Annotated in this window: 7 protein-coding genes and 1 other RNA gene; all 8 read left to right on the top strand. The window is 42.0% G+C overall.

Going from position 1 to position 22,709, the window contains the following annotated elements; all coding sequences use genetic code 11:
- Positions 1 to 165 precede the first annotated feature (165 nt).
- Positions 166 to 3,672: a PA14 domain-containing protein gene (locus GXP67_RS29300; RefSeq protein ID WP_162446428.1), complete on the top strand. Its 3,507-nt coding sequence runs from the start codon at positions 166 to 168 to the stop codon at positions 3,670 to 3,672.
- Positions 3,673 to 3,859: 187 nt separating this feature from the next.
- Positions 3,860 to 8,137 carry an ELWxxDGT repeat protein gene (locus tag GXP67_RS29295; RefSeq protein ID WP_162446427.1) on the top strand — a complete coding sequence of 1,426 codons (4,278 nt, stop codon included), beginning with the start codon at positions 3,860 to 3,862 and terminating at the stop codon, positions 8,135 to 8,137.
- A gap of 404 nt (positions 8,138 to 8,541) precedes the next feature.
- A complete protein-coding gene (locus GXP67_RS29290) occupies positions 8,542 to 12,900 on the top strand; it encodes an ELWxxDGT repeat protein (RefSeq protein WP_162446426.1) in 4,359 nt (1,452 codons plus the stop codon).
- Between the two features lie 332 nt (positions 12,901 to 13,232).
- Complete coding sequence (locus GXP67_RS29285) at positions 13,233 to 17,126, top strand: ELWxxDGT repeat protein (protein ID WP_162446425.1); 3,894 nt, start codon at positions 13,233 to 13,235, stop codon at positions 17,124 to 17,126.
- A 174-nt stretch (positions 17,127 to 17,300) separates the two neighbouring features.
- Positions 17,301 to 17,759: RNase P RNA component class A (rnpB, locus tag GXP67_RS29280), an RNA gene on the top strand.
- A 111-nt stretch (positions 17,760 to 17,870) separates the two neighbouring features.
- Positions 17,871 to 18,638: an IS5 family transposase gene (locus tag GXP67_RS29275; RefSeq protein ID WP_162441854.1), complete on the top strand. Its 768-nt coding sequence runs from the start codon at positions 17,871 to 17,873 to the stop codon at positions 18,636 to 18,638.
- Positions 18,639 to 18,740: 102 nt separating this feature from the next.
- Positions 18,741 to 19,907, top strand: coding sequence for a sigma-54-dependent transcriptional regulator (locus GXP67_RS29270; RefSeq protein ID WP_162446424.1), 1,167 nt, complete (start codon positions 18,741 to 18,743; stop codon positions 19,905 to 19,907).
- Between the two features lie 354 nt (positions 19,908 to 20,261).
- Positions 20,262 to 22,694: an ABC transporter permease gene (locus tag GXP67_RS29265; RefSeq protein ID WP_162446423.1), complete on the top strand. Its 2,433-nt coding sequence runs from the start codon at positions 20,262 to 20,264 to the stop codon at positions 22,692 to 22,694.
- Positions 22,695 to 22,709 lie beyond the last annotated feature (15 nt).

Genomic DNA, 22,709 nt, shown 5'->3' with positions numbered 1-22,709 from the left:
TCTAATTTGCCCCGTATAACATACTATCTCTTAACTTATTTTATGAAAAAATTATTAACTTTCTGTCACTGCTTTCCTATTAAGCGACCCTACTATGTATTGGCTAAAAAGCCAATCATTAAAATAGCTTTATTTAGCTTTTTTATTTTTTGTTATACTGTGGGTATGGCTCAGCAGCCATACTACCCGGCTGAAGTAGAATCTCCTCAGAATATATTGAATGTAAATGGGATGTGGTATTATACTTCCAATCATTTTGACAGTTGTGGAAGTACTACTCCGTACGAACCTTATGATTGTGTAACTTTTGTTAAAGGGTTCAACTTATGGAAAAGTAATGGCACTCCTGCAGGTACTCATAAAATCCGTTCCTTTTCCTTTAGTGCAGATCTAGAAGATGGAGGACCAGATGAAATACCTGATGATGCTTTTATTCCATTCAATAATTCACTTGTTTATATTGGCGCCAGAGATCCTTACAGTTTTTCATTAGAGAAAATAGATAATAATTCTACCACACATGTTGAATTAAAATACTTCAGCTATAATAGAAGTGCATATAATTTTGAGTATCAATTTACGCAGGCTGGTAATCTTTTATACTTTGTTGCTAATAATTCTGGACTGAATGGAATTGGAAATTATGGCACTGAACTGTGGAAAACGGATGGCACACCGCAAGGAACTGTAATGGTAAAAGATATCCGTCCGGGTTCTCCCAGTTCTAACCCCTATGGTCTTAAAAAAGACATCAACAACAAGATACTGTATTTTACAGCCCATGATGGAACTGGAAATAAACTTTGGCAAAGCGATGGAACCACTTCAGGTACGGTACCGGCAGTAAGAATTATTCCTGCACCTAAATTGGTGGAGTTTCAGGCAGGCTCCCGTACGCAAATGCATTTGAGCTGGCGTGAAACTTTTCAAGATAATACTGTAGGGTTTGATCAATATGATACGGTGGTAGTTGAGCGTTCCTCTACAATTAATGGGCCTTTTGCCCGGGTGGCCGCTATTCCGTATTGGGGTTTTACTTATGCTGACAATAATTTAACACCCAATACCACCTACTACTACCGGCTGAAAGGCATTAAAGCTAATCTTCACTCCCCTTATACAAGCGTCAGTAGTGCCACTACCCATCCTGAGGTAACTTCTCCCCTCAACGCTACCAAACAATGGGATAAACTCTTTGCCAATTTCTATCCTTATGCTGCTTTAGGTACATCTTCCGGTCAGTATTTAATCTTTTCTAATTATCCGAGCAATAGCCTGACGCTTCTCAATAGCAATGGCGAGCCTATATGGACAAAACCCATTAATGGTAAGTTCTCACAAATCACGGCTACCACAGATGGAAATTATCTATTGTCAGAGAATATTCAAATTGCTACTCATGAATGGCAGTTACACCTGGTAAAGATTAATGGAAACGGTAATATCTTATGGGACAAAACCTTAAATGAACATAGGACTACTATTATAGCTACCTCAGATGGCGGATTTCTTATAGGCTCCTATTCAACCCAAAGAAATGATGATTATAGAATTATTAAACTCAGCAGCAATGCAGAAAAACAATGGGAGAAAACCTTTGGAGGCAATCAGGCTGACAATTTAAGTGCTGTCATACAAACCTCTGATGGAGGCTACCTGCTGGGAGGTAAATCTTATTCAGGCATTGGCGGTGATAAAACAGAAGCTAGTCTGGACTCTAAAGATGACAATACTGAAGCATGGAAAAATGGCACAGGAGATTACTGGGTAGTAAAAATTTCTGCCAATGGCAGTAAAGAATGGGACAGAACATTAGGTGGTGAATTTTCAGATAATCTTATTCAACTCGTACAGGCTGCTGACGGAGGATACCTGTTAGGGGGGAACTCTAAATCTTTTTCCTCTGACCGGTTAAGTTGCGGCCAGTACGAAGGAGAAAAGAATGAAAATTTATGGCTGGTAAAAATAAGCAGCAATGGAACAAAACTTTGGGAAAAGTCACTCAAGACAGAATCCACCTTTGGAGTCGGAAATGCACCTCATAATGATTTACTGGTAACTCTTCAAAAAACGGCAGACGGAGGCTTTTTAATTGGATCTACCTCCGATTCAGGAAAAACAAACAACAAATCTGAATCAAGCAGGGGAATGAGCGAGGTAGCCTGTTATAATGATGGGTATTCACAAGAGGTGTTTTACACGCCTGATTACTGGCTCATTAAACTTAGTAATGGCGGAGATAAATTATGGGATAAAACTTTCGGAAGTTTTGAAAATGATTATTTAGGATCTGTTATTCAGAATCCGGATGGAAGCTACTTACTTGTAGGAAGCACCTATTCCACAACTGCTAATGATGGAGATAAAACACAGGCCGGCACAGGAACGTGGGTAATAAAAACCAAAGGCACAATTCCTCCTACTGTCACTTGTTCGGCCACTGGTAGTATTTTGCGGGAAAAATGGGTGAATGTAACAGGCAATTCGGTGAGTGCCATTCCCGTCAACACCGCTCCTGCTTCTTCTTCTCAGCTTACTTCCTTTGAATCTGCATCTAATCAAGGGGATAACTATGGAGAAAGAATCAGAGGCTACCTATGTGTACCTGCTAGCGGCAGTTATACTTTTTACATTGCAGGCGATGATAAATGTGAACTATGGCTCTCTACCGATGATGATCCTTCAAAGAAAACAAAGATTGCTGTTGTATCAGCTTATACAGGAGTGAGAGTCTGGAACAAGTATGCTGAGCAAAAGTCAGCAGCCATCTCTTTGGTGGCAGGTAAAAAATACTATATCGAAGCCCTGCACAAAGAATCCACCGGTGGAGATAACCTGGCTGTGGGCTGGCAAACTCCCACCCAATCAACCATCTCAGTGATTCCCGGAAGCGTGCTTTCTCCTTTTGTTGTTCACAACACAGGCAAGATCACAAGAGAATTCTGGGCCAATGTCACCGGCTACCAGATCAGCAACATTCCTCTGACTACGGCCCCTACCACCACCGATGAACTTACCATTTTTGAAACGGCTGCTAACCAGGGAAATACCTATGGCCAGCGCTTCAGAGGCTATATCCATCCTCAGGTGAGTGGCAATTACCGCTTCTACATTGCAGGTGATGATAAAGTTGAACTCTACCTGTCCTCAGATGAAGATCCGGCCAAAAAAACCAGGATTGCCTCAATCACTGCTCCTACTTCGCTCAGACAGTGGAATAAATATGCCTCTCAACAGTCGATTGCCATCTCTTTAGTAGCTGGCAGGAAGTACTACATCGAAGCTTTGCACAAAGAAAACACAGGCGACGACCATGTATCTGTAGGATGGCAACTGCCTTCTCAAACTACTATTTCTGTCATTGCAGGCACTTACCTTTCTCCTTTCCTGGGAGCTCCTGCTGTTAATATAGCCAGAGTTGGTGTAGAAGAAAGCCTGGAAAGCAACGTAAGGCTGTATCCCAATCCGTTTGAAAGCAAACTTACCATTGCAACTCAGCAGGCAGGCAAGCACTATATCTCTGTGGTAGATAACCTGGGCAGAATCGTTTATCAGAGCGTAATTCAAGCAGAAACAGAACTTAATTTGACTCACCTGAAAGCAGGGGTGTATATGGTGAAAGTTTCTACAGAGGATGGACAAACACAAGTGAAAAGGATAGTGAAAAAATAAACGCTCAGCCTTCATCCTATTCACCACAGCCGGAAGAAAGCGTATTCTTCCGGCTGTGGTGTAAAAAAGATTCATTTTCTTTAAAAATAGTCTAAATGTGTTAAAGATTGCACGATTTGTGTTAACAGCTTTCCTTTCCCTTTCCTTAATTTGCCCCGTATAACCTACTATCATCTAAATTTATTTTATGAAAAAACTTTTTACTTTCCTACCTAATGGGTGGGGTAAACTTACCAGCCATGTTTCGAATTATGTAACTGGAACAGCATTTATTCTAAGCTTTGTATTTTGCTGTACTCTGGTTACAGCTCAACCTACCCTAGTTAAGGATATAAATACTGACCCAGATTATATTTACAATAATTCTTTATGGCCCGAAAACTTAACTGCTATAAACGGAGTGGTATATTTCACCGGCAGCAGTGAAAAAACTGGCCGCGAACTCTGGCGGAGCGATGGAACCGCAGCCGGTACTTACCAGGTAAAGGACATTAATCCAGGAATAAGTAGTTCTAATCCAAGCTATTTACTGAATGTAAATGGCACCTTGTTCTTTATCGCTAATTATCGTCTCTATTATAATTCTGATGAAAGCGGCCCTAATCCTGATGCAGGCAAAGGGAGCGGATTTGAGCTTTGGAAAAGTGATGGCACCTTTACAGGCACTATTAAACTAGGCGATTTTTCCTTAGTAAACAGGGAATATGGATGGCTTGATAATATACCTGTCCGTCTTATGAATGTAAATGGAACCCTGTTTTTTACAGCCAATAATTCATTTGATACCTATACCCTTTATAAAAGTGATGGTACCCCAGCGGGTACTCAGCCCGTTACACAAGTACAGGTAAGTGAACAATATTATTACTCAAATGCCTTTTTAGGGAGTGCAGGCAAGTATGTCTATTATAATCAACTAGATCCTGGGTCGGAAGATGGGCATGAATCTTTATGGCGGACAGATGGTACCCCGGCAGGCACCATCCGATTACTTGGACCGACTGCTGAAGAAAGTTATTCCTTATTAAGTCACTCATTTAATGTAAATGGCACCTTGTTTTTCAGTGCGCCAGGCCCCTTAGGGCAAGAACTCTGGAAGAGTAACGGCACTCCGGAAGGTACCCTTCTGGTAAAAGATATAGTACCTGGTCCGGAAGGCTCTGATCCTACACCGTTAGGCGCATCAGCCAATATCCTATATTTTTCAACCGATAATGCCTTATGGAAATCAGATGGCACGGCGCAAGGTACAGTTCTGGTAAAAAATGGTATATTCAGTTCAGGGGCCGTCGCTGGCCCTGGTGGACAGGTTTATTTTTCAGCCCAAGATGCTACCCATGGTTATGAACTATGGAAATCCGATGGCACTACCCAAGGCACCATGCTGGTAAAAGATATTAATCCAGGCGTTGCTACATCTAGTATAAGCAATATTAGGTACATGAATGGGATGCTGTATTTCATAGCCAACGATGGGGTAAATGGCCGGGCCTTATGGAAAAGTGATGGCACTCTTGCCGGGACCCTGATGGTAAAAGACATTAACCCAGGCACCGATAATAATGCGATTGCAGGTCTGACTGTAGCGCAAAATACTTTATTTTTCAGCGGGCAAACCACACAAAATAAACCCAACCTATGGAAAAGCGATGGCACCGCAACAGGCACTGTTTTGGTAAAGGAACCAAACGAAACAATTGACAGAACCCAAAGTTCTGCTCCTGCTACATTTACCAATGTAAATGGCTTGCTTTACTTTACAACCCTGCAGCCCAAGCCGGATAGTCCTTATGATTATACTTATAATTTGTGGAAGAGCGATGGCACGGGCAGTGGTACCATATTACTCAAACAAGGTCTGCCTTATGCACCTGAGTGGCCAATAGGTGTAGATAATACATTATTCTTCTCTTTCTCTCAAACCTCAGAATTGTGGAAATCAGATGGTACTCCTGCAGGAACACAACTTGTAAAAGATATTAATGGCAACCTCACCTCCTATTATGGTGCTCCCCGTTACCTGACCCGTTTTGGAGGAAAATTAGTATTTGCGGCAGATGATGGCAGCCATGGTAATGAATTGTGGAAGTCGGATGGGACAGCCCAAGGCACAGTGCTGGTAAAGGATATTAATCCGGGCTCAGGCGCTGCCTCATCGTTTGTAAATAATCTGGTGTATATGAATAGCATGCTTTATTTCAATGCTAATGATGGAGTTAAGGGGCAGGAACTCTGGAAGTCGGATGGCACGGCACAAGGTACTCTTCTGGTAAAGGATATAAACTCAGGGTCTATAGGCTCTGACCCAGGCGAATTCACACTTTTTAATAGCAGTCTGTTCTTTGTGACAAAAGAAGGCACTCAGCAAGGATTATGGAAAACCGATGGTACTTCCCAGGGCACTGTTTTTATTAAAAATGTAAATGAATCTACATTATATAATACAGTTCCGGAACATCTCACCAATGTGAATGGTACACTCTATTTCACAGTTAAAAGTTATGCTTCACAGGGAGTTAAAATATGGAAATCCAATGGCACCGCTCAAGGCACAACACTAGTAAAAACCATTTCTATGGGCTTTGTTCCTCAAATTCTCAATACCCTTGATGTAAACGGCATCCTCTATTTTATTGTAGCTGATGAAGAATATAAATATCCCAGAATAATGCAACTCTGGAAAAGTGATGGTACAGAGACGGGCACAATAAAAATAGAAGATGATGTAACACAACTAGGCACAGCCAATGGCAGTTTATATTTTACAAGAAATGACAACCTGTGGAAAAGCAATGGCACCCCTGAATCTGCCATAAAAGTAGCAGACCTTACTGTGGCAGGATTTGCTTCTATCGGTAAGCGCTTGTATCTAAGAGCTGATGATGGAAAAACCGGATTTGAGTTATGGAAATATGATTCAGATGCTTGCCCGACTGTTACCAAGCTGAATTTATCTGTAAGTGGAAGTACCATTTGTCAGACACAGCCAGTTACTATTACCATTGACCAGAGTGAGGTGGGCATACTTTACCAGGCCAGGCTACAAAATACTTTAATTGGAGAGCCTGTTAAAGGTACCGGTGGAAAAATCACCCTTCCTATTCCGGTTGCAAGCCTGTCTACTGGAAAAAACACATTTTACATCTCAGCTACCGGCTGCACCGTAGCCCAGCTTACCGATAGTGTGGTAGTGACTTTACTAGCATCCTGTCCAACCGCTTGCAGTGCCACAGGCAGTATCTTACAGGAAAAGTGGCTCAATATAACAGGCAGTTCGGTGAGCGCTATTCCGGTTAACACTCAGCCTAGCTCCTCTACTCAACTGACCTCTTTTGAAACTACTCCCAATCAAGGTGATAACTATGGGGAGCGAATCAGAGGCTATTTGTGTGTACCCACTACCGGCAGCTATACCTTCTACATTGCAGGCGATGATAAATGTGAACTCTACCTGTCCTCAGATGAGGACCCTGCCAAGAAAATCAAAATTGCTACTGTGCCTTATTATACGGGGTTGAAAGTGTGGAACAAATACCCTGAGCAGAAATCAGCAGCTATCTCTTTAGTGGCAGGTAAAAAATACTATATCGAAGCCTTGCACAAAGAATCCACAGGTAATGATAATGTTGCTGTAGGCTGGCAGACCTCTTCTACGGCTGCTATCAGCGTGATTACAGGTGCTTACCTGTCTCCTTACATACCTCAAGTAACAGGCAAAATCTCAAGGGAGTTCTGGGCGGCTGTCACAGGCTACCAGATCAGTAACATTCCCCTTACCACTGCTCCTACCACCACTAATGAACTTACTATCTTTGAAACGGCTGCTAACCAGGGCAATACCTACGGCCAGCGCTTCAGAGGCTATATCCATCCACAGGTGAGTGGCAATTACCGATTCTTCATCGCAGGAGATGATAAAGGGGAACTCTACCTGTCTACAGATGAAGATCCGGCCAAGAAAACAAAAGTTGCCTCAATCACTGCTCCTACTTCGCTCAGACAGTGGAATAAATATGCCTCTCAACAGTCGATTGCCATCTCTTTAGTAGCAGGTAAGAAGTATTACATCGAAGCTTTGCACAAAGAAAACAGTGGTGATGACAATATATCTGTGGGATGGAGTCTGCCTTCTCAAACTACTATTTCTGTTATTGCAGGTACCTACCTTTCTCCTTTCCTGGCCTCTCCAACAGCTAACATAGCCAGAGTTGGTGTAGAAGAAAGCCTGGAAAGCAACGTAAGCCTGTATCCTAATCCCTTTGAAGATAAACTTACCCTATCTACTCAGCAGGCAGGAAAGCTTTACATCTCTGTGGTGGATAACCTGGGCAGAACAGTGTATCAAACCATTGCTCAAGGAGTTCAGGCAAAATTTAACCTGGCTCACCTCAAACAAGGCGTATATGTGATTAAAGTATCAACAGAGGATGGACAAACCCAAGTGAGCAGAGTCATCAAACAATAAGTATACATTCTTTCATTTACAGCACAGGCGGCAGGAAACAGTTTCTTGCCGCCTGTGCTGTAAATGATTAACTTTTTTCCAAAATGGTCTATGCGAATCCAGGCGACCTGCAATGTGCATTGCGCTCAGATTGCCTGTGGTTCGCTGTGTTGAAGATTGCATGAATGCAGATCCCAAGCGCAAGGTTTGTGGCTTGCTGTGTTAACCCTTCTCCTTTCAATTTCCCTAAGTTGCTCATGTAATATTAGTCTGCTACTGTAACTACTAATAAACCATATATCACGCCTTTTTCTAACTATTTCATAATCAGATGATAAAAATCACAAGACAAAACATGTAAGATTTATTGCTTACTATAAATGAAAAATCTGGATTTACCCTATAATCTCATCCATAACTAACCTATGCAAATACTTTTACTCTCTCTTTTAAGATTTATCGGGAGAAGACTCAATCCATATACTTCAGTTGCTGCCTGCCTGAAAATGACAGGTGTTTTCAGCTTACTCTTGTTTTGCTTTTCTGTATCCTTTGCCCAACCTACCTTGGTCAAAGACATTAATCAAGTAAAACAACCTTCTTCTTTTTCTAAAGCGAAGGATTTTATCAGTGTGAACAATATAATATATTTTACTGCCACGCATCCTAATTTTGGCAATGAATTATGGAAAACCAATGGGGCAGCAGAAGGTACTTCCTTAGTAAAAGACATTATTCCGGGCGTATCAGATGCTACTATTTCTCACTTAACTGCTGTGAATAATCTGTTGTTTTTTACTGCCAGCAGTAATGGAAATGATACACAATCCATAGAGTTATGGAAAACGGATGGTACGCTAAAAGGTACTACAGTGGTAAAGGAAATTTATCCTGGCGAAGGAAGCGCTACTCCTGCTAATTTAGTAAATGTGAATGGTACTTTATTTTTCACAGCCAATGATAGTATTCATGGCGTTGAACTCTGGAAAAGTAATGGTACCCCCCAAGGAACCGTTCTTGTAAAAGATATTAGTCCGGGGATGGGCGGCTCTGCTATTACCAGTGTGGTGAATGCCAATGGTATATTGTATTTTAATGTTGATGATCAGTTATGGAAAAGCAATGGCACCGCTACAGGCACCGTACTTGTAAAAAATATCGATTCACGCCTCGACAGATTAACGTATGCAAATGGCCTGGTATTCTTCACAGCCTTTGAAGAGGAATACTACGATGATGATCACTATTACAAATATGGAAATTTCCAGCTATGGAGTAGTGATGGCACTGCAGCAGGAACTAAAAGCATAGAAGAAATTAACAAAGGTGAAATCCCATCATCGCCATCTGTCTCACCGGTTTTATTGAAGGCTACGGATAATGGATTATTTATTATCGTTGCTTATATATGGGGATATACCATCTGGAAAAGCGATGGGACAGCGGCAGGTACGATAACAATCAAAGAATCATACGATGACATAGGTTTTCTTTATTCTACCACTATCGGCAATACATTCTATTTTTCAGAATATCATATGCTCTGGAAAATCGATGGAACTACTGCTACAATGGTAAAAGACATTTCTCCCGCTTCTCCCTATTATGAAAATAGGGTTTCTCATCTGAAGAACTATAACGGAACCATATATTTTTCAAGCGGACTGGATTTATTCAAAAGTGATGGAACCGCCGCAGGCACTACACTTATCAAGAAAATGACCGATGCACCAGCTGGCTCTTCTATTACAGATATAAGCTATAAAGATGAATTTGTATATGCCACTATACAAAACAGAGAGACTAGTGGCTTATGGAAAAGTGATGGCACAGCTGCGGGTACAATATTGGTGCAAGACAAAGAAGCAGGCTCAAAAAGTGCTACTCCCTTAATATTATCTCATACAACCACTACAATTTATCTGGCAGCTGATGATGGCGTGCATGGCAGTGAACTCTGGAAAAGTGATGGCACCGCCGCAGGTACTATGCTCGTGAAAGATATCAATCCAGGCACAGGAACTTCCATCCTAGTGAGAGAAGTTTATCCGGAAACAGTTATTCCAGGAGCAGGAGCTTATGAATCAAGTGGAGCAGCTATGGTGAAAGGTATTATGTACTTTGCAGCTGATGATGGCGTGCATGGCAGTGAACTCTGGAAAAGTGATGGCACCGCCGCAGGTACTGTACTCGTGAAAGATATTTTTCCGGGAAGTGAAGGTTCTACGCTAAGTAATTTCATCAATGTAAATGGAACCTTATATTTTAAAGCATATAGCAATAAAAATTATTATGGCTTATGGAAAAGTGATGGCACGGCCGCAGGAACAATAGAGCTTACCCAATTTCTTTCAAGTTCTTTTTCTCCTGAAATATATGATGCTATGTATGTAACCAATATTAATAATAAACTATATTTTATAACACATTCAAAATTATGGAAGGTTGAGGGTTCAGCGGTATATAGTGTACTAAATTCGGATATGACAATTTATTACCATCCAGCTGAGAACGGAGCTACCATAGTTGAGAAAAATGGTATTTTATATTTTTCAGGCCATAATAAAAGTTCATATAACTTAGAACTTTGGAGAACAGATGGAACTCCTGCGGGTACCTATTCTATACAACCCAAAGATGGTAGTATACTTTATTCAGTTACAAATCTAACTAATATAAACGGTACATTGTTTTTTACCGCAAGTAATGGATTGCCTTTACAACAATTATGGAGAAGTGATGGCACTTCTGCTGGCACCATACAAGTAGATACGACAGCCATGCACATAAAGAATTTAACCAATGTGAATGGCACTTTATTTTTTTCTGCTCAAAATCAGTTATGGAAAACTGATGGGACCACAGCAGGCACTGTTAGACTAACCAATTCCTTTGTTGATGAATTATATCCTTTAGCAGCATTTATCAACATAAATGGTGCCTTGTATTTTAAGGCTAACACCGAGATGTATGGTAGAGAGCTCTGGAAAAGTGATGGGACCACAGCAGGCACAACCCTGATAAGTGATATACTTCCGGGAAGTGAAGGCTCCAATCTGGGTAATCTTATCAATATAAATGGCTCTTTGTATTTTGGTGCAAACAATGGGAGCCATGGCCGGGAATTATGGAAATATAATCCGGGCATCTGTGCAGCAATCATTAAAAAAGACATTGGAGTAGAAGGGGGTACTGTATGTGCAGGCAGCAATGGTATGATTACGATCAGAACCAGTCAGACAGGAGTAAATTATCAGGCAATCATTAATAATTCGGTTATTGGTAATTCCATACCAGGAAACGGAGGAACTATCACTCTCACTATTCCAGCAGTGAGTTTGTTGGAGGGAAACAATGTATACCATATACAAGCTAGCAGTTGTAGTATGGCTACCTTAACTGCAACTGCTACTATCACTGTTGGCAATTGTCCACCTGCTGTTACCTGTTCAGCTACCGGGAGTATCTTGCGTGAAAAGTGGCTCAATGTCACAGGCTATTCGGTGAGTGCCATTCCTGTTAACAATACTCCCAGTTCTTCTGCTCAACTTACCTCCTTTGAAACTACCCCCAATCAGGGAGATAATTATGGGGAGAGAATCCGTGGCTATCTGTGTGCCCCTTATAGCGGCAACTATACTTTCTATATCTCAGGGGATGACCAGTGTGAACTCTACCTGTCCTCAGATGAAGATCCTGCTAAGAAAGTAAAGATTGCCTCTGTTGCTACCTATTCAGGCAACAAAGAATGGAACAAATTCTCTTCTCAGAAATCTGCTTCTCTCTCTTTAGTAGCCGGTAAAAAATACTACATCGAAGCCCTCCACAAAGAAGCTACCGGAGGAGATCACATAGCCGTCGGTTGGCAAACGCCTGCTCAGTCTGCCATCACCGTGATTGCCGGAAGTTATCTTTCTCCTTTTATTGCTTCCTGCAGCAATTCCACTCAAAGCAGCCTTGTGGTCAATCCCTCCAGTGGAAGTACTTTAAGCGGAACTAGCTTGTATCTGAAAACCATTCCGGGGGCTTCTTCCTATACCCTGCAGGTGAGTAGCTCAGCTAACTTTACTACAGGAGTCATCACCAAAACCACGGCAAGCAGGCTTAGCACCGGTACTTATTATGCCACTTTCCCTGAACTATCCCTCAATCAAAAGTATTTTGTCAGGGTCTATACCAACCTTGGTTTATGCTGGGGACCTGTCACTTCCTTTACTACTGCTTCTGCTGCAGGCAGTGCCCATGTAGTCAATCCTAGTGATGGATCAACTACCACCGGTACTTCCCTGTATCTGAACACGGTTCCTACAGCTACTTCCTACACAGTGCAGGTAAGTACCTCTGCTAACTTTACTACAGGAGTCATTACCAAAACCACCGCTAGCAGGCTCAGCACAGGTACCTATCATGCTGTATTTGCTGAACTTGCACTCAATCAAAAGTATTATGTCAGGGTTAAAACCAACTTGTCAGACACCTGGGGCAGAACCACTTCCTTTACCAGGGTGAGTGCGATAGCCAGACTAGCAGCAAGTGAAGAAAGCCTTACAAACAAAGTGAGCCTGTATCCCAATCCCTTTGAAGACAAACTTACTCTTGTTACTGAGCAAGCAGGCAAGCACTACATCACCGTAGTGGATAACTTAGGTAGAACTGTTTATCAAAATTCTACGCAATTAGCACAAACTGAACTTCATTTAGCTCACCTGAAAGCAGGGGTGTATGTAGTGAAAATTTCTACTGAAGATGGTTCAACTCAGGTAATGAGGGTAGTCAAACAATAAGCATACTTTCTTCATCTATTCACCACAGCCGGGCGGAAACAGTATTCTCCCGGCTTTGCTGTGAAAAAGATCTCGTTTTCTTCCAAATGGTCTAAATGTGTTAAAGAATGCACGATTTGTGTTAACAGTTTTCCTCTCTCATTGTCTAATTTGCCCATGTAAGATTAGCCTGCTGACATAACTATCACTTTGTAGAATATTATGCACTAGCCTAACGCTTTCATAATCAAGTACTATAAATTCACTCTCAATAATATGTAAGATTTAGTGCTTACTTTCTCAGAAAAGCCTGAATTAACCCTATAGTTTATTTCCATAATCTATCCTAACCTATGCAGTTACTTTTACTTGCTTCCTCAACCTTGATGCGAGGAAAACATGATAAAGCACGTCTGTGCTTGAAATTCTCATTTATTGTCAGCTTGCTGTTTCTTTGCTTTTCCTTTTCTTTAGCTCAGCCAACCCTGGTCAAAGATATTAACACTGCTGAATCCTCAGAGTTTTCTCAACATGGGAACTTAATCCAATTCAATGGTACGCTTTACTTCACTGCTTTCAGTCCTGCTTTTGGGATGGAATTATGGAAAACTAATGGAGGAGAACCCGTCCTTATTAAAGACATTACACCTGGTTCTGCGAGTTCTACCATTTCAAACCTGACTGTTGTTAACAATACCTTGTTTTTTACTGCCAATACCAGTGGTACTGATGCCCAATCGGTAGAATTATGGAAAACCGATGGCACTCTTTCAGGCACAACCTTAGTGAAAGATATAAAACCAGGCACAGCAGGTTCTTCTCCTCAGGATCTGGTAAATATGAATGGCATCTTGTTTTTCAGTGCCGATGATGGAGTAAATGGCAGGGAACTTTGGAAAAGTAATGGTAGCGCAGCAGGCACGGTATTGGTAAAAGATATTAGCCTTGTAGCTACAAATACGGCTCCTATAAATTTGACAGACGTCAATGGCACCTTATATTTTACTATTGGAAGTCAGCTATGGAAGAGCAATGGCACGGCAACAGGCACTCTATTAGTAAAAGAGATTGGGAATAGCAGTAATCCCGGAAGGTTAACTAATGCCAATGGTACATTGTTCTTCACAGCCTATGAGACTTATACTTCAAATAGGATACCAGGAGAATATTATGATTATTATACACTTGATGGTGAATTTCAGCTATGGAAAAGTGATGGCAACACTAATGGTACCATGAATATAAAAACAATACACATGGCACAGAATTCGGGTTATTCATATGAAGATATATCAATGTATCCGGTTTTTCTCCAAAGTATCAATAATATAGTTTTTTTCACGGTGAGTTATGGTTTTAATACATATACCTTATATAAAACCGATGGGACAACAGAAGGTACAATTGGTATTACAACGGTTGGAGGAAATGCAAATAGTTATGATGGATATTATTCTCCTTTATTTACTAAGGTAGGCAATCTATTGTATTTTGTATCCGCCCAATATTTAATGAGAAGTGATGGAACGGCTACAGGTACCTTTTCAGTAAAAAATACAGGAGTTAAACTTCATAGTATCACTTCAGCAAATAACAACCTCTACTTAAGCGGAGCAGCCGATGGAAAAGTACAGCTTTGGAAAAGTGATGGTACTGCCGCTGGCACCTCACTTATAAAAAACAGTAACAAATCAGGAAACGGTACAACTTTTAACTATTTGACCTATTCAGGAGATAACTTATATTTTATCGAGAAATATTTTGAAAACAGTTTGCAATTATGGAAAAGCAATGGCTCTGAAACAAGTACTGTTCCAGTGGTAAGTACACATCCTTCTACAGAAAATTCCGCCCCTCTTTTGATGAGCAGCCTGAATGGCACCATATTTTTCAGCGCTGATGATGGGGTACATGGAGAAGAACTCTGGAAAAGTAATGGCACCGCTGCAGGTACTAGTTTGGTAAAAGATATTACACCTGGCCCTCTAGGGTACGACTTTGGTTATTCAACCGTATTAAATAACAGCATTTTCTTCTCAATTCGGGCACCTGCCCCTATTGGCGAAGGATATGCATTATGGAAAAGTGATGGCACTGCCGAAGGCACCTCTCTTGTTATGCCTGGCAGTCACAGTATAGGAACTTTGACCAATGTAAACGGCACTTTGTTTTTCGCAAATGCCGGTGGAGGGGATCTATATAAAATAAATGAAACTGCTACCGGTGTTGTACGTGTAAAATACTTAATGCCAAGAGGTTGCTGCCCTAACTCTGCAAATTATACAGATGTCAATGGTACTTTATTTTTTACAGCCTGGAACAATAGTCTTCCTCCAAGCTTTGGTTTATGGAAAAGCGATGGTACGGAAGCAGGCACTATTAAAATCAAGGACATCATTGATAATGGATCAATTTGGACTTATAACGTAGTGAATGTAAATGGCACAGTATATTTCACAGCGAACGGACAATTGTGGAAGAGTGATGGTACCACAGAAGGAACCATAAAAGTAAAGGAAATGCCATTTGGAGTTGATTACCGGCAGATTAAGTATTTAACCAATGTAAAAGGCACCTTATTTTTTGTTGCTCAAAATACATTCCAGGATGGGTGGGAACTCTGGAAAAGTGATGGAACTGAAGCTGGAACCGTTCAAGTGAAAGATATCAATCCACACGGCAGTTCTTCTCCCATGCACTTAACCAATGTGAATGGAACGCTGTTCTTCACGGCTGTTGATGACAAGGAGGGAACCAACCGGGAATTATGGAAAAGCGATGGCACCCAAACAGGTACAATAAAACTCACCAATACTTTTGTAAAACAGGAATTTACCTATGAAATTATATCTCCCCTAGTAAATTTGATCAATGTAAATGGCAGATTATATTTTACAGCCAATGATGGCCAATCAGGTATGGAATTATGGACTAGCGATGGGACGGCGGCCGGTACAAACCTGGTAAGCGATCTGTTTCCGGGTCCAGAAGGGGCTCAACCTGCTCAATTAACCAATGTGAATGGAGTAATATATTTTACAGCCAATGATGGCAAAACAGGTGTGGAGTTGTGGAAGTATGATCCAACGGCATGTGAAGCTGTAAATAAAAATCTACTTGTCCAAGGCAGTACTTCAATTTGTAGTGGCGAAGATAGTAGCATTACTCTCAAAAATACGCAAGCAGGCATCTCCTATCAGGCTTATCTCAATAGTTCTGCTGTTGGCAATCCTGTACAAGGAGGAGGAGATATCACCTTAACTATTCCGGCCGTAAGTCTGAATGTGGGCAATAACACCTTTGCTATCAAAGCCTCTGGCTGTACCCTTGTGGAACTTACTTCCAAAGCTACTATTTCAGTTCTCAACTGCCCTACTGTTTCCTGCAGCAACACTGCTCAAAGCAGCCATGTGGTCAATCCTTCCAGTGGAGGCACTTTAAGCGGGACTAGTTTGTATCTAAAAACTATTTCAGGGGCTTCTTCCTATACCCTGCAGGTAAGTACCTCTTCCGACTTTACTACAGGAGTCATCATTAAAACTACTTCAAGCCGCTTAAGCACAGGTACCTATTATGCTTCTTTTCCTGAACTTGTACTCAATCAGAAGTATTATGTGAGAGTCTATACTAACCTTGGCTTGTGCTGGGGTCCTGTGACTTCCTTTACCACTGCTTCTGCTGCCGGCAGTGCCTATGTGGTCAATCCTAGTGATGGAGGCACTACCACCGGCACTTCCCTGTATCTGAACACCGTATCCGGGGCTACTACCTACACCTTGCAAGTGAGTAGCTCAGCTAACTTTACTACAGGAGTGATCACTAAAACCACCGCAAGCAAGCTCAGCACGGGTACCTATTATGCTGTGTTTCCTGAATTAGTCCTTAATCAACGCTATTATGTACGGGTGAAAACCAACCTGTCAGAACTGTGGGGCAGAACCACTTCCTTTACCAGGGTGAGTGCGATAGCCAGACTAGCCGCTTCAGAGGAAACGGGAGCAGAAAGCCTTCCTGCCAAAGTAAGCCTGTATCCCAATCCTTTTGAAAGTACACTGATCATCGCCACTTCACAGCCAGGAGAGCTTTACATCACTATAGTAGATAACTTAGGGAGAATAGTCTATCAAAATACTACGCAAGGGGCAGAAACCACCCTTAACCTGGCTCATCTGAAAACAGGTGTATATATAGTGAAAACAGCAAGTGAAGAGGGTAAAACAGACATTCAAAGAATAGTAAAGCGATAGAGCGCTAAATATATAATCTGGTAACTTTAAAAGGAGGTGCGAACTCGTATCTCCTTTTTTATTGATTTGTTATGTTTAGTAGCATGTACAGGATTATATTCCATGCTGCTGGCACATTTATATAAATTGAAACCAAGCCGTTGAAAATCCGGTTAAAGAACAGATATTTGCAGGAAAGCAAGCCGTCTTATCGCTGTCCTGCCTAAAGGCGGGAGAGAGGAAAGTCCGGGCAACACAGAGCAGCGTACTTCCTAACGGGAAGGACTTCCGGAAACGGGGGGACAGACAGGGCCACAGAAAATTACCGCCAGGGGCGTAGGTGAATGAGTAATCGAATAATTGAGTGAGTTTTAATTAATCGCTCATTCACACAATCACTCATTCACCTAAGCTCCAGGTAAGGGTGAAAAGGTGCGGTAAGAGCGCACCGCCTGGCTGGCGACAGACAGGGCATAGGTAAACCTTACGCGTTGAAAGACCAAATAAGCTGGCGAGCCTGTAACAGGGCTGAAGGGCGGCTCGTCCGGTGCCAGCGGGTAGGTTGATGGAGCCACTCCGTGAGGGCTGGCCTAGATAAATGATAAGAACTTTCGCAGGAAAGTACAGAACCCGGCTTACAGGCTTGCTTTTTATTTTATTTCAAGATTAAAAAATTAATAAGATTAGAGAATGTTTTGAAAGGATAGAAATAGGGTAAAAGAAAGAATCAGTGAGTAAACTTGTGGTGTCCAACCAAAAAGTTTTATGCAAGAAAGATTCTTCGAACTCACTGATTGTGAGTGGGAAATTATCAAGGAAGTAGTAGATAACCAAAGAAAAATCAAACATGACAAACGTGTTATTCTTAATGCTATTCTATGGCTACTTACTACAGGTAGTCAATGGCGCAACATGGAAAGTAAATACCCACCCTGGCAAACCATTTATTACCATTACAGGCAGTGGAAGAAGCGAGGCATCATCGAAGAGCTGTTGGCTTTTTTAGCAATCAGAGAAAGAAAAAAAGCAGGCCGACAAGCCTTGCCAAGCGTGTTAGCTATTGATAGTCAAAGTGTAAAGATTGTACAGTTTACTTCCCAAGACAAGGGCATAGATGGCAACAAAAAGGTGAATGGCAGAAAAAGACATCTAGCAGTGGATTGTTTAGGTATTCCTTGGGCTGTGCATGTAACAGCCGCCCATGTGTCAGACACTACAGCCGGTTATGAGTTAGCAGCTAAGCTGAAGGGTAAGTCTTGCCGCCTACATACACTAAAAGCAGATAATGGCTACAAAGATACCTTTGTAGAAGAGATAGAAAGAGACTATGGATGGAAGGTAGAAATTGTACAAAAGCCTGAAAGCGTAAAGGGCTTTGTGCCGGCAGGAGGCCGTTGGGTGGTAGAACGCAGTTACGGATGGCTCAATTTTAAGCGTAGATTGAGCCGTGACTTTGAGAAAAGCACAGAAAGTTCGGAAGCTATGCTACAATTAGCCTTTATTGACACACTGCTTAAAAGAAAACCAGTATAATATTTCAAAACGTTCTCTTAGAAGATTTTAAACCCGAATGGTTTTCTCTAATCTTATTAATTTTCAAAATTTACAATCTTCTCATTTTCAAATTACTGTTTCATGGCCAAAATTCTGATTATTGACGACGAAAAAAGTATACGGTATACCCTGCGTGAAATTCTGGAGTATGAAAAATACCAGGTCGACGAAGCCAAAGATGGAGAAGAAGGCCTGGAGTTGTTGACTAAAAATGACTACGATGTGGCACTCTGTGATATTAAAATGCCCAAGATGGATGGAATGGAAGTACTCGCCAAGGCCGCTGAACTGGGAAAAGAAACGCAGTTTATTATGATATCAGCCCATGGCACCATCGAAACCGCTGTGGATGCCACTAAAAAAGGAGCCTATGATTTCATCCAGAAACCACCCGATCTGAACCGGCTCTTACTCACCGTCCGGAATGCCCTGGATAAGTCTACCCTGGTTACTGAAACTAAGGTGCTGAAAAAGAAAATCACCCGCACGTTCGATATTATAGGTGAATCGCAGGCCATCCGCAAAGTAAAAGATGCCATTGATAAAGTAGCTCCTACCGAAGCCCGGGTACTGATCACCGGTGCCAATGGTTCGGGCAAAGAACTGGTAGCCAGGTGGCTGCATGAAAAAAGTAACCGGGCACAAGCACCACTTGTGGAAGTAAATTGTGCTGCTATTCCCAGCGAACTGATCGAAAGTGAGTTGTTCGGCCATGAGAAAGGCTCTTTTACCTCTGCCGTAAAACAGCGGATCGGAAAATTTGAGCAAGCGAGTGGCGGCACCCTTTTTCTGGATGAAATCGGAGATATGAGTTTGTCGGCACAGGCAAAAGTATTAAGAGCATTACAGGAGCACAAAATCACCAGAGTAGGAGGCGATAAAGAAATTAAAGTAAATGTACGGGTGCTGGCCGCTACCAATAAAGACCTCAAGAAAGAGATTGCTGAAAACCGCTTCCGGGAAGACTTATATCACCGCCTGAGTGTGATTCTGATTCATGTACCTACCTTGGACGAACGCAAGTCGGATATTCCGCTGCTGGTAGATAAATTTCTGAAAGATATTGCGGAAGACTATGGAAATGCCCCTAAAAAGATCACACCGGAAGCTTTGGATTACCTGCAGAATTTGCACTGGTCTGGGAATATACGTGAATTACGCAACGTAGTAGAACGGCTCGTGATTATGAGCGGCTCCCAGATCACAGAAGAAGATGCTGCTCTCTATGCCGGTGTAAACCGGGATTGATCATCCGGTAACAGGATGAGGATGATCGAAAGATTATTAGATGCCTCCAGTTTCCTGAATCAAAGAACAGGTATAGATTTTTTATCCGGCCTATCTTAAAATCTGCATAATCCCGGTTACGGAAATTCCAATCTGATACTTAATGAACCCGTTCTCTGAAAGTTGTCCGGATACGTACAAAAGTGTACGTTTTCGGACATTTTTATTGATGAACACAAACACAATTCCATATATAAATTTCTGATTATCAGCATCTAAAAAGCAAGGCAGGTTTATTGAAATAACTTTGTATTTTGATGTACTTTCTGTTTTTGAAAGGACTACTTCTATACGCCAAAGCGAAAACCAACACCTATGCTCAAGAATTATCTGATAATCGGAATCCGGAATCTGTTCCGCAATAAAGGGTATGCTATTCTCAATATTTCTGGTCTGGCCATCGGAATTGCGGCTTGCCTGCTCATTTTTACAGTCGTGCAGTTTGAACTCAGCTACGACAAATTTCATAGCAAGTACGACCGGATTTACCGGGTAGTGGTAGAAGATAAATTTCCCGATGGAGACGCCAGCCATAATCCTGGTGTGCCAACGCCCTTGCCTGTGGCTTTACGGCAGGATATACCTCAACTGGAAAAAGTAGCCGCCATAGATGCCATTACTGGCAGTCAGATCACGGTGATGGGCAAAGATGCTAATGCTGCGTTTACAGGCAGAAAATTTATGGAAGAGTTAGGCATCTTTTTCACAGAACCCGATTTTTTTGAAATTTTTGACGCAACCTGGCTTTCTGGTAATCCCAAACAATCGCTGAGCAATCCCAATACCGTAGTATTATCGCAGAGACAGGCAGAAAAATATTTTGGAGAATGGAAACAGGCAATGGGCCAGTATCTCAAACTGGACAATAACCTTGTGTTAACCGTGAGCGGCATTATCGCTGATTCGCCACAGAATACTGATTTTCCACTTCAGGTGCTCATTTCCTACGAAACTTTTAAAAATGCTCCTGGCTATGGGTATAGCACCGAATGGGGAAGTATCCACAGCAACCACCAGACCTATGTACTGCTCCCTCCTACCCTTTCGCCAGAAAATGTGGAGTATACCTTAAAAAAGCTGGGTGAGAAATATTATGTATCCAGAAATCAAGTAAAACGCTATAATCTGATTCAGCCCCTAAGCGGCATTCACTTTGATACCCGTTTTGGTAATTTCGGCGACCACCTCACCAGCAAATCTACTCTCTGGACTCTGTCTCTGGTCGGCGTATTGGTATTGATAATGGCATGTATCAACTTTATTAACCTGGCTACTGCACAGGCTATCAGCCGCTCCAAAGAAGTAGGTATCCGGAAAGTATTAGGAGGGGTACGGCTACAGTTGATGGGGCAGTTTCTGGCAGAAACCACTTTAATAGTTCTTATGGCAGTAGTGCTGGCTACATTGATAGCAACAGCGGCTCTCCCCTATATCCAGGAAATTTCTAATGTGCCCTCAACTATTGAAATGCTGCAAAATCCTTATGTACTTATTTTTCTGGTAGTAATCACCCTGGTCGTGAGCTTTTTTTCCGGAATGTATCCGGCTTTAATACTTTCCGGTTTTGAACCCATAGAAGCTTTAAAAAGCAAAATTACTGCCCGCAATATCGGCGGAGTTCCCTTACGCCGGAGCCTGGTGGTCGTTCAGTTTGCCATTTCACAAATTCTGATTATAGGCACTCTGATTGCGGTAAGCCAGATGGATTTTATCCGCAACATTGAACTGGGCTTCAACAAAGATGCAGTGTATATGGTCCCACTCAACTCAGATAGCCTCAGCCAGACTAAATTCCGGACGTTTAAAAACCGCTTGCTCGAAAACCCGGCTATCCGTTCGGTGAGTTTAGCCAATGATCCGCCTTCTTCTGATAATTTCTGGGGACGGAATTTCTATTTCAACAACTCCAGCGAAGAACTTAATTTCGGCACCTTGATGAAATATGCCGATGCTGATTATTTCTCTACCTATGGAATGGAGTTTGTTGCCGGTCATGGCTTTCAGGAAAGTGATACGGCCATTAGCTATGTAGTGAATGAAACCCTGCTGAGAAAACTGGGCGTAACTGACATGCAGTCGGCTATTGGTAAAACGATACGCTTAGGTGGAGGCGGGCAGTGGAAACCGATTGTAGGCGTGGTAAAAGATTTTAAAGCCAGCTCTGTCCGGGATGAAATACAGCCTTTTGTTATTACCCCGGCCAAAGAGAATTATTACCGGGCAGGCATAAAAATACATCCGCAGAATCTGCAAAAAACGGTAAAACAAATTCAGGCTTTATGGGAAGAAACCTTTCCGGCATTTGTATACAATGGCAACTTCCTGGATGAAAGCATTGCCAACTTTTATGAGCAGGAAAACCAGATGGCTCTTACTTACAAAATTTTTGCAGGACTGGCGATTCTTATTTCCTGCTTAGGCTTATATGGACTGGCTTCCTTTATGGCCGTACAAAAAACCAAAGAAATTGGTATCCGCAAGGTGCTGGGTGCTTCAGTGGGAAGTATCATATTTTTGCTTTCAAAAGAGTTTCTCATGCTGATTACACTTGCCTTTGTAATCGCTGCTCCGGCTGCTTATTATCTGATGCACGACTGGCTGGAAAACTTCCAGTATAGTATTCCGCTGGGTATAGAAGCTTTTGCTATAGCCATTGCTTTGTCACTGGTGATTGCCTGGCTAACCGTAGGATACAGAGCTGCCAAAGCGGCCCTGGCAAACCCGGTGAAAAGCCTGAGAAGTGAGTAAGTATGCCTGGAACCC

The sequence above is a fragment of the Rhodocytophaga rosea genome (assembly GCF_010119975.1).
Lineage (GTDB): Bacteria > Bacteroidota > Bacteroidia > Cytophagales > 172606-1 > Rhodocytophaga > Rhodocytophaga rosea.
The sequence above is the reverse complement of the archived record's forward strand: the minus strand, read 5'-3'. Positions and strand labels throughout refer to the sequence as shown.

Coding starts and splice junctions, on each gene's coding strand:
- GXP67_RS29300 (WP_162446428.1), top strand. CDS start 166: ATGGCTCAGCAGCCATACTACCCGGCTGAAGTAGAATCTCCTCAGAAT.
- GXP67_RS29295 (WP_162446427.1), top strand. CDS start 3,860: ATGAAAAAACTTTTTACTTTCCTACCTAATGGGTGGGGTAAACTTACC.
- GXP67_RS29290 (WP_162446426.1), top strand. CDS start 8,542: ATGCAAATACTTTTACTCTCTCTTTTAAGATTTATCGGGAGAAGACTC.
- GXP67_RS29285 (WP_162446425.1), top strand. CDS start 13,233: ATGCAGTTACTTTTACTTGCTTCCTCAACCTTGATGCGAGGAAAACAT.
- GXP67_RS29275 (WP_162441854.1), top strand. CDS start 17,871: ATGCAAGAAAGATTCTTCGAACTCACTGATTGTGAGTGGGAAATTATC.
- GXP67_RS29270 (WP_162446424.1), top strand. CDS start 18,741: ATGGCCAAAATTCTGATTATTGACGACGAAAAAAGTATACGGTATACC.
- GXP67_RS29265 (WP_162446423.1), top strand. CDS start 20,262: ATGCTCAAGAATTATCTGATAATCGGAATCCGGAATCTGTTCCGCAAT.